Raw genomic sequence first — 12,319 nt, 5'->3', positions numbered from 1 at the left:
CATTCTCTGCCTGCAAGCCCGTTACGAAAACAGGATCGAAGACAGCTTGCGCCGAGCCTGAATGGTGGCGGGGTCCTTCGGACCCCAGACCTCGAAAAATTCAACCAGTTGGCGACGCGCACCATCATCGTCGTAGGTCCGGTCTTTTTTCATGATCAACAGCAAATGATCGGCTGCGTCTTCACGCTTGCCCTCTACATTGCGGATTTTGGCGAGCTTCAGCCGCGCCTCGTGATCGTCAGGGTTAAGCGACAGTTGCTGCTCCAGCGCCACCGGATCACCCAGCTTGCGGGCCTCTTCGATTTGCTCCAGCTTTTTGGCCACGGCCTGGATTTCGGCGGCCTTGGCCAACTCTTCAGGCAAGCCATCGACAATCTGGCGCACCCGTTCATGCTGGTTGAGGGCCAGCATGCATTCGGCAATACCGGCAACCGCCCTGGCATTTTCCGGATCGGCCTGCATGACCGCCGCATAGAGCTGGGCAGCGCCGTCGAAATCGCCGTCGTCGTAAAGACCCTTGGCTTCTGCCAGCACAGCCTCGATTTCCGCTGCCTGATCGGCACCGCCGTCCGGGCCACCGAGCTTGTCGATGAACTGCTTGACCTGACTTTCCGGCAGCGCGCCCATGAAGCCATCGGCAGGACGGCCATCGACAAAAGCGACGACGGCAGGAATGGACTGGATACCAAGCTGACCGGCGATGGCCGGATGGTCGTCGATATTCATCTTGACCAGCTTGACCTTGCCCTTGGCCTCATTGACCGCCTTTTCGATGATCGGCGTCAACTGGCGGCAGGGGCCACACCAGGGTGCCCAGAAATCCACCAGGACCGGCTGGCGGCGGGATTCTTCCAGCACATCCTTGGCAAAGCCCTGGGTCGTCGTATCCTTGATCAGACCACCAGCGGGCGCTGCTCCTGCAGACGCTGGCGCTGCCGCAGCAGGTGCTGCGCCAAATTGCGCATTCGCCGTCATCTGCCCGCCATAGGAGCCGCCATATGGATTACCAGAATTGCTCATCACCATCTCCCGCCTGTTCATGACAGCCCGGGCGTTTTGCAAACGCATTCCAGGTGCCGCCTTATTTCCACCGTCCGCAAGTTCCGTTTCATACCGCAACAGATATCGCAGCCCTTGTCCCGGCCACATGATCTTTACAGGGTTCCTTGGATTTCAATAAACCCTGCAAGCGTTTAAATCGTGCCTCAAGCCGTGACTTTCAAGACGAGTGCTTCATGTCCTGTCGCCATCAGAAAGCGCAACAGATCATCAAGACCGATCGAGGTTGTAGCGTCATTCGACAGCGGATGGCAATTGATGATCTCATGCTGCATCAGGTCTGCATCAAGAACGAATGTCACCTTGTTGCCCGTGTCGTTTATTGCGCCGAACGCCGTCACCGATCCCGGGACAACCCCCAGATACTCCATCAGCTTTTCCGGTTTGCCAAAGGAAACCTTGCTGGCTGCACCGATCAGCGTATGGACGGTCTTCAAATCGACAATGGCGTTTTCCTCGACCACCAGCAGGAAGAACTGATCCTTCTTGTCCTTGACGAACAGGTTCTTGGTATGACCGCCAGGGATCTCATCGCGTAGGGAGACCGATTCTGCCACGGTAAAGACTGGCGGATGTGACACTGTCCGGTGCTCGATACCCAGGCTATCGAGACATGCAAACAGGTCTGCGGGCGATTTCGGCACAATCTCTATCATCATGGTCCTGCTTCAGAATAAAGTCTCGGCGACGCTGCGTGTTAAACGATATCGGGCAATATCCTTCAACTGTTTTATGCGCCATTCGGATATCCAAATGTCCCTCGACAAACCTTTATCGCGCCCTCTCATCAAACGTTCAAAATTTTCATTGCCGCAGAATAGCTTAGGCCGAGATTGGAAAAAATCTTGGAGCCGCCGTCATTTCCCTGTTGCAATCGAAAAGCAGTTGGGCCATATACCGCCCGTCGCCGCAACACAGCGACCCACGGTTCAGCGTACTACCCCGGACCGGTGGATAATGAGCGGGCGTAGCTCAGGGGTAGAGCACAACCTTGCCAAGGTTGGGGTCGAGGGTTCGAATCCCTTCGCCCGCTCCAATTTTCCAAAGATGAATTCAAGAATATGATTTCCCGAAAGGGAGATCGCTGTTTTCCGTGTCCGGCTGCGTGGTTTGGGCTGCAAAACCGACTGCGTTAAACCCTTCCCTATAAGCTCTTAAAATGTGCCTATAGCAAATTGGCGTCGCCAAACGCGCTCCGAATGGCGACACCGGAATGCTGCGTCAGGTCGCCCGTATCGGCTTATGTCCCATCACCCTACCAATGATAATGACCAGCACGCCAGCAATGGCGAGGCAGGCTGCCAGAAAGAACATCGGAGCAATCGTGCTGCCCGTTTGGTCACGGATCAATGGCACGACATTCTGGGCAACGAAACCGCCGAGATTGCCGACCGAATTTATGGCGGCCAGACCGGCCGCAGCGCCAGCGCCTTTCAGGAAGCGCGACGGCAGGCTCCAGAACACCGGCTGGCCTGCGAAGATCCCGGCGGCGGCAAGGCACAGAAACGCAAATTGCAACACCTGGTCTGTCAGCACTGCCGACATCACCAGACTGAAAGCCCCGACAAAGGCCGGGATGACGATATAGGGCGTCTTGTTCTCCGTCCGGTCAGCCGCCGATGGCACAATATAGAGCGCAATGGCAACAGCAACCCAGGGGATGATGTTGATCAGGCCATTCACCGTATTGGACACGCCAAACCCTTTGACGATGGTCGGCAGCCAATAGCTCAAACCGTAGGCGGCCAGCGGAAAGCCGACATAGCAGAGCGACATCAGCAACACGCGCGGATTGATCAATGCCTTGAAGCCATTGTCGGCATTGGCGTCCATTCCGGTATTTTCGGCATCAAGCCTTGCCTGAAGCCAGGCTTTTTCAGCATCCGTCAGAAAATGCGCCTTGGCCGGCGTATCGGCAAGATAGAACAAGGTGACGATACCGGCCAGAACCGCGGGAATACCGGTCGCCAGAAACACCCACTCCCAACCCTGATAGCCCAGGAACCCATCGAGATCGAGCAACACGCCGCCCAAGGGCGCACCAATAGCATTGGCAAGGGCGCTGAAAATCATGAACAGGCCAACCATCCGGCCGCGATAATCCCTTGGGAACCACAGCGTCAGCAGATAGAGCACGCCCGGAAAGAACCCCGCCTCGCAGACGCCCAGCAGAAAGCGCAGGATGTAGAACATCGTCGCGTTCTGGGTATAGGCAAGCGCAATGGTCACCGCTCCCCAGGACACCAGAATGCGGGCAAACCAGCGGCTGGCGCCGAACCGCTCAAGAAACAGGTTACTCGGCACTTCAAATAGAAAATAGCCGATAAAGAACAGCGAAGCCCCCAAACCATAGGCATATTCGCTCAGGCCCAGCGCATCGACCATTTGCAATTTGGCGTAACTGACATTCTGCCGATCGATATAGGCAATCAGGTAGAGAAGCCCCAGAAACGGCATCAGCCGCCAGGTGATTTTTGAAATCAGTGCTTTTTCGGAAACCAAGTCATGTCCTCCCACAACCCTCCCCTCCTGCATAATTCCCTGCTTGAACCGGGTCCGATTCAACCAATCATGCAACCTCCTGCGGGTGCCGCGGGGACGGGTAATGTAAACAGGATTACACGCTTAATTGTTCCCCGCACACCCTTGGACAAAGCCGTGCAAAAAACCATCAGCTCACAGAAAACACATAATCCGTTTCCTGCCGCAGCGTTTCACCGGGACGCAGAACAGTACTTGAAAAACCGGCCTGGTTGATGGCATCCGGCCAAATCTGGGTTTCCAGACAGAAACCGGCATAAGCGCCGTAGCGACGGCCCTCAAGACCGGAAACCGGAATATTCAGGTAGACGCCCGCGTAGAATTGAACGCCGGGTTCGGTGGTACGCACTTCCATGGAAACACCGGATTTCAGGCTGCGGGCCATGGCGACGCTGCGCTTGGCCACCCGTGTCTGCGACAGACAGAAATTGTTATCGAAGGGCACCTGAACGCCGTCCTCTGTGCGACGCATGACGCCCATCTGCCGGAAATCAAACGGCGTACCGATCACCGGACGCTGCTCTCCAGTCGGAATCAGGCGGTCATCGACAGGTAGATAGTGATCGGCAGCAATCATCAACTCATGATCCAGCATATCAGGCGAATCATCCAGGTTGAAATAGGAATGCTGGCAGAGATTGGCGAGGGTCGGCGCGTCCGTGGTGGTTTCATAGACCACCGACAGCACACCGTCATCCTGGAGGTGATAAGTCGCCCGGATGTAGGCATTGCCGGGATAACCGGCGCGGCCCGCCGGATCGGTGATCTCGAGCACCACCCGGTCACGGTCAAGATCGGCAATCGTCCAATTGCGCCTACCAATGCCGTCGCTGCCGCCATGCAGATGGGTAAGGCCGCGCTCATTGCATTCCAGCTGATAGTCTTCACCATCAAGGGTAAAACGTCCGTTGGCGATGCGATTGGCCAAGCGCCCGGGCGTCGCTCCGAAATAGGGTGAATGGATCGCATAATCCTCGAACCGCTCGAAACCCAGCACCAGCGGTGCCACATGGCCTTCCATCCTGAGATCCTGGATCACCGCTCCCCAGGTCAGCACCTTGGCCTTCAGGCCACCGCCATGCAGCGTGACCTGCTCTACTGTTTCACCCTTGGTGGTCGTGCCAAATTCCAGACGCTGCATATGCTTCCTCACCCTTGCATCGACGGTGCCTGCCTGAGGCGGGCGCGTCATCGTTTCTGCCGTGTCACATAGGTTTATTGCATAATTCCTCAAACCGAAATCGATCAGAGATAAAATATCCAGCAACCATAAGGCGTTACAGCAAACATCAACGCACCATAGACGATGCGGGCCGGATTAACGCGACAGCTCGCGTGCCGCATCCTCCAACCCGCCAAGCGTCAGAGGATGCATGCGCCCGCCCATGAGACGGGAAATCAAACCGATCGAATTGGTATAGGCCCAATGCTCCTGCTGCATCGGGTTAAGCCACAGACACTTGCGAAAATGCGCCGTGATGCGCGAAAGCCAGAGCGCGCCAGGCTCGCCATTCCAATGCTCCACCGATCCGCCGATCATGGTGATCTCATAGGGGCTCATCGCCGCATCTCCGACGAAGAGCACCCGGTAATCCGGCCCATAGGTGCGGATAATCTCTTCCGTCGGGATGACATCCGTCCGGCGACGGCGATTGTCTTTCCATACGCGCTCATAAAGGCAATTGTGGAAGTAGAAATGCTCCATATGCCGAAATTCCGACCGGGCTGCCGAAAATAATTCCTCCACGCCTTTGACGTGATCGTCCATGGAGCCACCGATATCGAAGAACATCAGCAGCTTGACGGCATTGCGCCGTTCCGCCTGGGTCTTGATGTCAAGATAGCCATGCTCTGCCGTTGCGCGGATCGTACCGCTCAAATCAAACTCGTCCGGCGCACCTTGCCGCACGAACCGCCGCAACCGGCGCAGGGCAACTTTGATATTGCGGGTGCCAAGCGCGACGGAATCGTCGAGATTGCGAAATTCCCGCTGGTCCCACACCTTGACGGCGCGGCGATGGCGTGATCCGTCCTGGCCGATCCTCACCCCTTCCGGATTGTAGCCATAGGCCCCGAAGGGCGAGGTCCCCGCCGTGCCGATCCATTTCGAGCCGCCCTGATGGCGCTCCTTTTGCTCGGCCAGCCGCTGTTTCAGCGTTTCCATCAGCCTGTCGAAACCACCGATGGCTTCGATCAGTTTCTTGTCTTCCTCGGACAGGTGTTTTTCGGTCAGCCTGCGCAGCCATTCTTCCGGCAGAGCGATCTCAGACACACCCGGCTGCGGCCCACCAGTCGCTTCCAACCCCTTGAAACATTCGGCAAAGGCCAGATCGAAACGGTCGATATGCCGCTCATCCTTGATCAGCGTCGTGCGCGCCAGATAGTAGAAAGCCTCAATGTCGAAATCGACAAGGCCGCGCTGCACCCCTTCCAGCAAGGCCAGATATTCCCCGAGGGAGACCGGGACTTTTTCTTGTTTGAGCTTGAGGAAGAAAGGCAGGAACATCGGCGCTCAGAGCGGTTGCTGGTAGATGATGAAGGGGGTCTTGTCCGCCACCTGATCATAGAGGCGCCGGGCCGTGCTGTTAAACTCCTGGGTCATCCAATAGACCTTACCCGCGCCTGCTTCCGCCGCCGCAGCATTGACCGCTGCAATCAGCGCCCGGCCGATGCCAAGCCCACGCACCTCAGGATCGACATAGAGATCCTGAAGATAGCAGACATCGGCAATATACCAGCAGGACCGATGAAAGACATAATGGCTAAGGCCCACAGCCTTCCCTCCGGCCACAGCCAGAAACCCGCGAAATTCGCCAGTTCCCTGCCCCGTCAGCCGGGCAAAGGTGGTCGCATAGATCTCTTCGGGCAGTTCCGTTTCGTAAAAGGCGAGATAGGCGCGCCACAGGCGACGCCAGTCTGCCTCGTCGTCAACAGTCAGGGGACGGACCAGAAGATCCCCAGTCATATGCCGCGCCCCTTGCCGATATCGTTCAAATCATAGCTGGTGGTCTGATACATTTCGTTGATCCAGTTTCCAAACAGCAGATGCGCATGGCTGCGCCAGCGGTTGAGCGGCGTCAGTGTATCATCGTTATGGGGAAAGTAATCATATGGCAGGCGGATCGGGATGCCGGCGCTGACGTCGCGGAAATATTCATCCGCCAGCGAGGTGGAATCATATTCGACGTGATTGAACATATAGAGCCGATTGCCCTTGTCCTCCTGCACCAGGCAGACACCCATTTCATCGGATTCCATCAGGATGTTCAGGTTCGGTACTTTTTCGATATCGCCGCGACGCACCTCGGTCCAACGAGACACCGGCACCTGAAAATCATCCGAGAAGCCGTTGAGATAAATGGAGGACGGCGCCAGATTGCGGTGGCGGAACACGCCGAAGGCTTTTTCCTTCAGCCCATGTTTCGGCACCTTGTGGAAGTGATAGATCGCCGCCATCGCCCCCCAGCAGACATTCATTGTCGTGTGGACATTGGTTTGCGTCCAGTCGAAAATCTGCTGCATCTCGCTCCAATAGGTGACGTCTTCGAAGGGCAGTGTTTCCACCGGCGCACCGGTAATGATCAGTCCGTCGAACTTGCGGTGCTTCACCTCTTCCCAGGTCTGATAGAAGGAAAGGAGATGCTCTTCGGGCGTGTTCTTGGCCTTATGCCCGCCAATCCGCACCAGGGTCAGTTCCACCTGCAATGGCGATGCGCCGATCAGCCGGGCAAACTGCACCTCGGTCTTGATCTTGTTGGGCATGAGATTGAGCAGGGCGATCTGCAACGGGCGAATATCCTGACGGATCGCTGCGGTTTCCGTCATGACCCGCACACCCTCATGAACGAGGGCGTCGAAGGCGGGGAGCGTATCGGGAATCTTGATCGGCATCGGCTTTAAACTTTCCTGTCACGGCACGGTGCGGCAGCTTTGCTATCGCCATCGGCCTCGGAAAGTCTTGGATAACTTGCCTCGGCCCTTTAGCAATTTATTTTACGTGGCTGCAAGCCGGCCGGCCAAATCACCACGAGACAGGCGCTTATTTACGCCTTCACCCGTTACGAATCAATGAAAACATAAGCTGCACCGCAGCAAGGGTCAGCGTCCGTCCCGCGCTCCATCCCGGCGGGCCATGAAGGCAAGCCGCTCGAACAGATGCACGTCCTGCTCATTCTTCAAAAGCGCCCCATGCAGTTTCGGCAGGGCATTGGTGGCGTCGTTGCGCAGATCGGCGGGATCGACCTCATCGGCCACCAGCAGGCGTATCCAGTCCAGGGCTTCCGAGGTCGATGGACGCTTTTTCAAGCCCGGCGTTTCACGGATTTCGTAAAACCGGGTCAAGGCCGCCTGGAGCAGGCGCTGCTTGATGCCGGGATAATGAACCTCGACGATCCGCGCCAGCGTCTCGGCATCTGGAAAGCGGATATAATGGAAGAAACACCGACGCAGGAAGGCGTCGGGCAGTTCCTTCTCATTATTGGAGGAGATGATGACGATCGGGCGCACCTGCGCCTTCACCCGCTCGCCGGTCTCATAAACGTGAAACTCCATTCGATCCAGTTCCTGCAACAGATCGTTGGGAAACTCGATATCGGCCTTGTCGATCTCATCGATCAGCAGCACGGTCTTTCTCCCCGCCGCAAAAGCCTCCCAGAGCTTGCCGCGCCTTATATAATTGCCGATATCGCTGACACGCGGATCGCCCAGCTGGCTATCGCGCAGGCGCGACACGGCATCATATTCGTAAAGACCCTGCTGGGCCTTGGTGGTGGATTTGATCGTCCATTCGATCATGTCGAGACCAAGAGCCGCGGCAACCTGGCGGGCCAGCTCGGTCTTGCCGGTGCCTGGCTCACCCTTGACCAGCAGCGGCCGTTCCAGCGCGATGGCCGCATTGACGGCCACCGTCAGGTCCTTGTCGGCGATATAATCCGCGCTTCCGGTGAATTGCCCGGCAAATGGCATGATCTCTCCAATTCATCGTGAATTTCGGTGAAAGTAATCAGCGGCACAGCCCGCGACAAGCCAGTGCAGGCCAATCTCTTCACAAATAAAGCTTGTATTTTGTTTGAAATCTGCCAGTTTGGCCCCCACATCCTGCTCGACCATTCAGGATGGGGTCACCTTTTCCGGCAGGAAAGCGCTTTGGCCCCGAATGGGCATGAGTTAAACTTTCCTCTGCCTGACTGAACTGCAAGGCCGGACGTTCCGGTTTTTGTCTGTGCCACTGAACTGGGTGCGGTTCGATGGCAGGATTGAGCAGGGACTATCCTTTTTTGCAGCGACACGTGAGCGCCGATATCGGCGCACAGCTCTGCAAAAATCCGCACCGCGCCGTTCGCACTGTTGTCCGCATCTTTTCGCCCCGGCGAAACCAAAGCGGTTTCCCGGCGCATTTTCGTTTCGGCATTTGATCCGTGAGCAGTAATCCTGCAAGGAGACCGGCATGACGGCGCATTTATACAAGACAGGCGACATGGTCGTCCTGAAAGACGGTCCCGTCAGGCTCTCCCGGTCGGTCGGCGTGTGCAAGGTGCTTGCCACCCTGCCGGAATCCCAGGGTGCGCGACGGTATCGGGTGCGCTTCGAAAGCGAAACGTTCGACCGGTCGATTGCCGAGGACGAGATCGATGTCAGCCGTTCACCACGGTCCGGCACGGCCTCAAAAACACAAAAGCCGGGTGCCGCCTGGCTGGCGCCCGTCAATTCGAAATAACCAGATTATCATCCTCAACCATCAAAGGAGAGACAGTGCAGGTACTCGTCAGGGATAACAATGTTGAGCAGGCATTGCGCGTGCTGAAGAAGAAAATGCAGCGCGAAGGCCTGTTTCGTGAAATGAAGGCCCGTTCGGCCTATGAAAAGCCGTCGGAAAAGAAGACCCGCGAAAAGGCCGAGGCCGTGCGCCGCACCCGCAAGCTGGCCCGCAAGAAGCTTCAGCGCGAGGGCCTTCTGCCTGCGCCGAAGAAAAAAGTTTTTGCTCCCCGCGCCCAAGGGTAAGGGCCGAAGGGCAAGGGGTATATCCCCCTTGGCCATAAAATCGAGACCGGGCAAATCCGTGCAGGTCTCGAATCCTTTGTTCCAGGTCAGTGGGCTGAAGCCAACCGTGCCTCGGGCAATCGGACTGGAAAATGCCGCAGGCGTTCCGTTGATCACGGAACGCCTTTTGCTTTTGGCCTCAGATGCGTTATGGCATGGCCATGACGGAAAGCACCTTCACCATTCTGCTCGGCGGTCCCCTCGCCATCACGCCCCGGCTGCTCGGCACCGTTGCAGGAACCCGCGCTATCGCTGCAGATGGCGGCATGCGCCATGCCGAACCGCTGGGACTGACACCTGAGCTTTGGGTGGGCGATTTCGACAGTTCCGACGATCTTCCCGCAGACCGGTTTCCGGATATTCCGCGCCTTCCCTATCCCGCTCGCAAGAACCTCACAGATGGTGAAATCGCCATTGACGAAGCCCGCAAGCGCGGCGCGACCTCTCTCCTGCTGGCGGGCGCGCTCGGAGGAGAACGATCCGACCATGCGATGATGCATCTGCTGCTGGCGGTGGCGCTGGCGGCCCAGGGACTTGATCTGCACCTCACATCCGGTGAGGAGGAGGCATGGCCGCTTCTGCCGGGTAAAACCATGACACTGGACCTGCCGCAGGGTTCGTTGTTTTCCATTCTCGGCTTTTCCGCGCTGGCAGGCCTCACCATCGACGGCGCGCGCTATCCATTGCAGGGTTTCGATCTGCCGTTCGGATCGTCCCGCACCATTTCCAATGTGGCCGAAGGTCCGGTAACGCTGTCGCTTGGCAGCGGAGATGCCGTGATCCTTGCCCGCCCTTATGACATGACCGGAGCGTGACCCTTGGCACCGCCAATCCTGAAACTTGACAATATCTTCCTGTCCTTCGGCGGCGCACCGCTGCTCAACGGCGCTGGCCTGCAAGTGGAACCGGGCGATCGCATCTGCCTTGTTGGCCGCAACGGGTCGGGCAAGTCCACCCTGATGAAGATCGCCGCCGGTCTGGTCGAGGCCCAATCGGGTGAAGTGTTCCGCCATCCCTCGGCCACCATCCGTTATCTCGAACAGGCCCCGGATTTCGGCAGTCACGCCACCGTGCAGGCCTATGCCGAGGCCGGGCTTGGTCCGGGCGACGACCCGTACCGGGTCACTTATCTGCTGGAACATCTGGGCCTGAGCGGTCAGGAAGATCCGAAAAGCCTATCGGGTGGTGAAGCGCGCCGTGCGGCCCTCGCCCGGGTGCTGGCGCCGGAACCCGACATTCTGATGCTGGACGAGCCGACCAACCATCTCGACCTGCCGACCATCGAATGGCTGGAAGAAGAGTTGCGCAAGACCCGCAGCGCCCTTGTCCTCATCTCCCATGACCGTCGCTTTCTGGAGAAATGCTCGACCGCAACCGTCTGGCTGGATCGCGGCCTGTCGCGCCGTCTGGCGCGTGGCTTTGGCCATTTCGAGGAATGGCGCGACAAGGTGCTGGAAGAAGAAGAGATCGAACAGCACAAGCTGGGCAAAGCCATCGAGCGCGAAGAACATTGGCTGCGCTACGGCGTAACGGCACGGCGCAAGCGCAATATGCGCCGGCTTGGCAACCTCCAGACCCTGCGCGCCGACTATCGCGGCCATAAAGGTCCGCAGGGAACGATCCTTGCCAGCGCCACCGAGGGCAAGGAAAGCGGCAAGCTGGTGATAGAGGCCGACAAGATCACCAAGGCCTATGGCGAGCGGACGATTATCGCGCCGTTTTCAATCCGCGTGCATCGCGGCGACTGTATCGGCCTGGTCGGCCCGAATGGCGCTGGCAAAACCACGCTGTTGAAAATGCTGACCGGCCAGCTCTCGCCTGACGAAGGCACGATCAAGCTCGGCACCAATCTGGAAATTGCCACGCTCGATCAGAAGCGCGAGGATCTGAACCCTGATGACACGCTGGCCAATTACCTGACCGACGGACGCGGCGAAAACCTGCTGGTCAATGGCGAGCAGAAACATGTGACCGGCTATATGAAGGAATTCCTGTTTCAACCGGAACAGGCTCGCACCCCGATCCGCAACCTATCCGGCGGCGAGCGGGCCAGGCTGATGCTGGCACGGATCATGGCCAAGCCCTCCAACCTGCTGATCCTCGACGAGCCGACCAACGACCTCGACATCGAGACGCTGGACCTGCTTCAGGAAATCGTCACCAGCTATTCCGGCACCGTCATCCTCGTCAGCCATGACCGTGATTTCCTCGACCGCACCGTGACCTCGACCATCGCCCCCGCCAATCCGGAGGCCCCGGATGGCCGTTGGATCGAATATGCCGGTGGCTATTCCGACATGCTGGCGCAGCGCCGGGGTGTGGAAGACGAGCGCAAGCGCGTGGAAAAAGCAGAAAAAGCCAAGACGCAGGAGGGCGGCGGGAAAAGCGCCGATACGACAGCCAAGACCAAGGGAAAACTGTCCTTCAAGCAGAAATTCACGCTGGAAAACCTGCCGAAGGAAATGGAAAAGGCCGAGAAAGAGATCGCGCTGCGCGAGACAAAAATGGCCGATCCCAATCTGTTCGTGAAGGACCCCGCCACATTCAACAAGCTCGCCGCCGAAATGGAAGCGCTACGTCAGTCCATCGCCCGCATGGAAGAGGAATGGCTGGAACTGGAAATGCTGCGCGAAGAACTGGAGGGGTAACCCAAGCGCTCTATAGCAGCCTGCGCAAAGGT

12 protein-coding genes, 1 tRNA gene and 1 riboswitch are annotated in these 12,319 nt (G+C 57.9%); of the genes, 5 read left to right on the top strand and 8 right to left on the bottom strand.

All coding sequences use genetic code 11. The features are described 5' to 3' along the window. Nucleotides 1–21: 21 nt before the first annotated feature. A complete protein-coding gene (trxA, locus tag IEI95_RS27180) occupies nucleotides 22–1,020 on the bottom strand; it encodes a thioredoxin (RefSeq protein WP_156531744.1) in 999 nt (332 codons plus the stop codon). 185 nt (nucleotides 1,021–1,205) lie between these two features. Further along, nucleotides 1,206–1,715: a prolyl-tRNA synthetase associated domain-containing protein gene (locus IEI95_RS27175; protein ID WP_194417375.1), complete on the bottom strand. Its 510-nt coding sequence runs from the start codon at nucleotides 1,713–1,715 to the stop codon at nucleotides 1,206–1,208. A 305-nt stretch (nucleotides 1,716–2,020) separates the two neighbouring features. Here IEI95_RS27175 and IEI95_RS27170 point away from each other — a divergent pair. Next, a tRNA-Gly gene (locus IEI95_RS27170) sits at nucleotides 2,021–2,095 on the top strand. Between the two features lie 185 nt (nucleotides 2,096–2,280). Here the strand turns inward: IEI95_RS27170 and IEI95_RS27165 are convergent. From IEI95_RS27165 to IEI95_RS27140, 6 genes are all read right to left on the bottom strand, one after another. Beyond that, entirely contained in the window at nucleotides 2,281–3,561 is a 1,281-nt protein-coding gene (locus IEI95_RS27165; RefSeq protein ID WP_156531743.1) for an MFS transporter, read from the bottom strand. A gap of 169 nt (nucleotides 3,562–3,730) precedes the next feature. After that, the gene (locus tag IEI95_RS27160; RefSeq protein ID WP_194417374.1) at nucleotides 3,731–4,741 is read right to left on the bottom strand and encodes an aldose epimerase family protein; all 1,011 of its coding nucleotides are present in this window, start codon (nucleotides 4,739–4,741) and stop codon (nucleotides 3,731–3,733) included. Between the two features lie 177 nt (nucleotides 4,742–4,918). Then, nucleotides 4,919–6,106 (bottom strand): vWA domain-containing protein, encoded by a 1,188-nt coding sequence (locus tag IEI95_RS27155; RefSeq protein ID WP_156538223.1) that lies wholly within the window; start codon nucleotides 6,104–6,106, stop codon nucleotides 4,919–4,921. Between the two features lie 6 nt (nucleotides 6,107–6,112). Continuing rightward, nucleotides 6,113–6,565: a GNAT family N-acetyltransferase gene (locus IEI95_RS27150; protein WP_156531740.1), complete on the bottom strand. Its 453-nt coding sequence runs from the start codon at nucleotides 6,563–6,565 to the stop codon at nucleotides 6,113–6,115. Further along, nucleotides 6,562–7,491, bottom strand: coding sequence for a homoserine O-acetyltransferase MetA (gene metA / locus IEI95_RS27145; RefSeq protein WP_156531739.1), 930 nt, complete (start codon nucleotides 7,489–7,491; stop codon nucleotides 6,562–6,564). Before metA ends, IEI95_RS27150 begins: the two co-directional genes overlap by 4 nt. Nucleotides 7,492–7,560: 69 nt before the next feature. Then, nucleotides 7,561–7,638, bottom strand: a riboswitch (SAM riboswitch). 60 nt (nucleotides 7,639–7,698) lie between these two features. Then, nucleotides 7,699–8,565, bottom strand: a complete 867-nt coding sequence (locus tag IEI95_RS27140; RefSeq protein WP_194417232.1) for an AAA family ATPase — start codon at nucleotides 8,563–8,565, stop codon at nucleotides 7,699–7,701. Between the two features lie 481 nt (nucleotides 8,566–9,046). On the opposite strand from IEI95_RS27140, the gene IEI95_RS27135 reads away from it, so the two are divergent. The 4 genes from IEI95_RS27135 to IEI95_RS27120 all read left to right on the top strand — a co-directional run bounded on the left by IEI95_RS27135 (nucleotide 9,047) and on the right by IEI95_RS27120 (nucleotide 12,287). Continuing rightward, nucleotides 9,047–9,316, top strand: a complete 270-nt coding sequence (locus tag IEI95_RS27135; RefSeq protein ID WP_060718741.1) for a hypothetical protein — start codon at nucleotides 9,047–9,049, stop codon at nucleotides 9,314–9,316. A gap of 35 nt (nucleotides 9,317–9,351) precedes the next feature. Further along, nucleotides 9,352–9,600, top strand: a complete 249-nt coding sequence (rpsU, locus tag IEI95_RS27130; RefSeq protein ID WP_015917494.1) for a 30S ribosomal protein S21 — start codon at nucleotides 9,352–9,354, stop codon at nucleotides 9,598–9,600. A gap of 194 nt (nucleotides 9,601–9,794) precedes the next feature. Continuing rightward, nucleotides 9,795–10,454 carry a thiamine diphosphokinase gene (locus IEI95_RS27125; protein WP_194417231.1) on the top strand — a complete coding sequence of 220 codons (660 nt, stop codon included), beginning with the start codon at nucleotides 9,795–9,797 and terminating at the stop codon, nucleotides 10,452–10,454. A 3-nt stretch (nucleotides 10,455–10,457) separates the two neighbouring features. Then, nucleotides 10,458–12,287, top strand: a complete 1,830-nt coding sequence (locus IEI95_RS27120; RefSeq protein WP_156538226.1) for an ABC-F family ATP-binding cassette domain-containing protein — start codon at nucleotides 10,458–10,460, stop codon at nucleotides 12,285–12,287. The last annotated feature ends 32 nt before the right edge of the window (nucleotides 12,288–12,319 follow it).

Origin of the sequence: Agrobacterium vitis, from assembly GCF_014926405.1 — a bacterium.
GTDB lineage: Bacteria > Pseudomonadota > Alphaproteobacteria > Rhizobiales > Rhizobiaceae > Allorhizobium > Allorhizobium vitis_H.
Note: the sequence above shows the minus strand (reverse complement) of the source record. Positions and strands in the feature narration are given on the sequence as shown.

What these genes read in the sequence shown, in the direction of transcription:
- IEI95_RS27175 (WP_194417375.1), bottom strand. Translation starts at nt 1,715, where the DNA reads ATGATAGAGATTGTGCCGAAATCGCCCGCAGACCTGTTTGCATGTCTC.
- IEI95_RS27150 (WP_156531740.1), bottom strand. Translation starts at nt 6,565, where the DNA reads ATGACTGGGGATCTTCTGGTCCGTCCCCTGACTGTTGACGACGAGGCA.
- trxA (WP_156531744.1), bottom strand. Translation starts at nt 1,020, where the DNA reads ATGAGCAATTCTGGTAATCCATATGGCGGCTCCTATGGCGGGCAGATG.
- IEI95_RS27125 (WP_194417231.1), top strand. Translation starts at nt 9,795, where the DNA reads ATGGCCATGACGGAAAGCACCTTCACCATTCTGCTCGGCGGTCCCCTC.
- IEI95_RS27155 (WP_156538223.1), bottom strand. Translation starts at nt 6,106, where the DNA reads ATGTTCCTGCCTTTCTTCCTCAAGCTCAAACAAGAAAAAGTCCCGGTC.
- IEI95_RS27160 (WP_194417374.1), bottom strand. Translation starts at nt 4,741, where the DNA reads ATGCAGCGTCTGGAATTTGGCACGACCACCAAGGGTGAAACAGTAGAG.
- metA (WP_156531739.1), bottom strand. Translation starts at nt 7,491, where the DNA reads ATGCCGATCAAGATTCCCGATACGCTCCCCGCCTTCGACGCCCTCGTT.
- IEI95_RS27135 (WP_060718741.1), top strand. Translation starts at nt 9,047, where the DNA reads ATGACGGCGCATTTATACAAGACAGGCGACATGGTCGTCCTGAAAGAC.
- IEI95_RS27140 (WP_194417232.1), bottom strand. Translation starts at nt 8,565, where the DNA reads ATGCCATTTGCCGGGCAATTCACCGGAAGCGCGGATTATATCGCCGAC.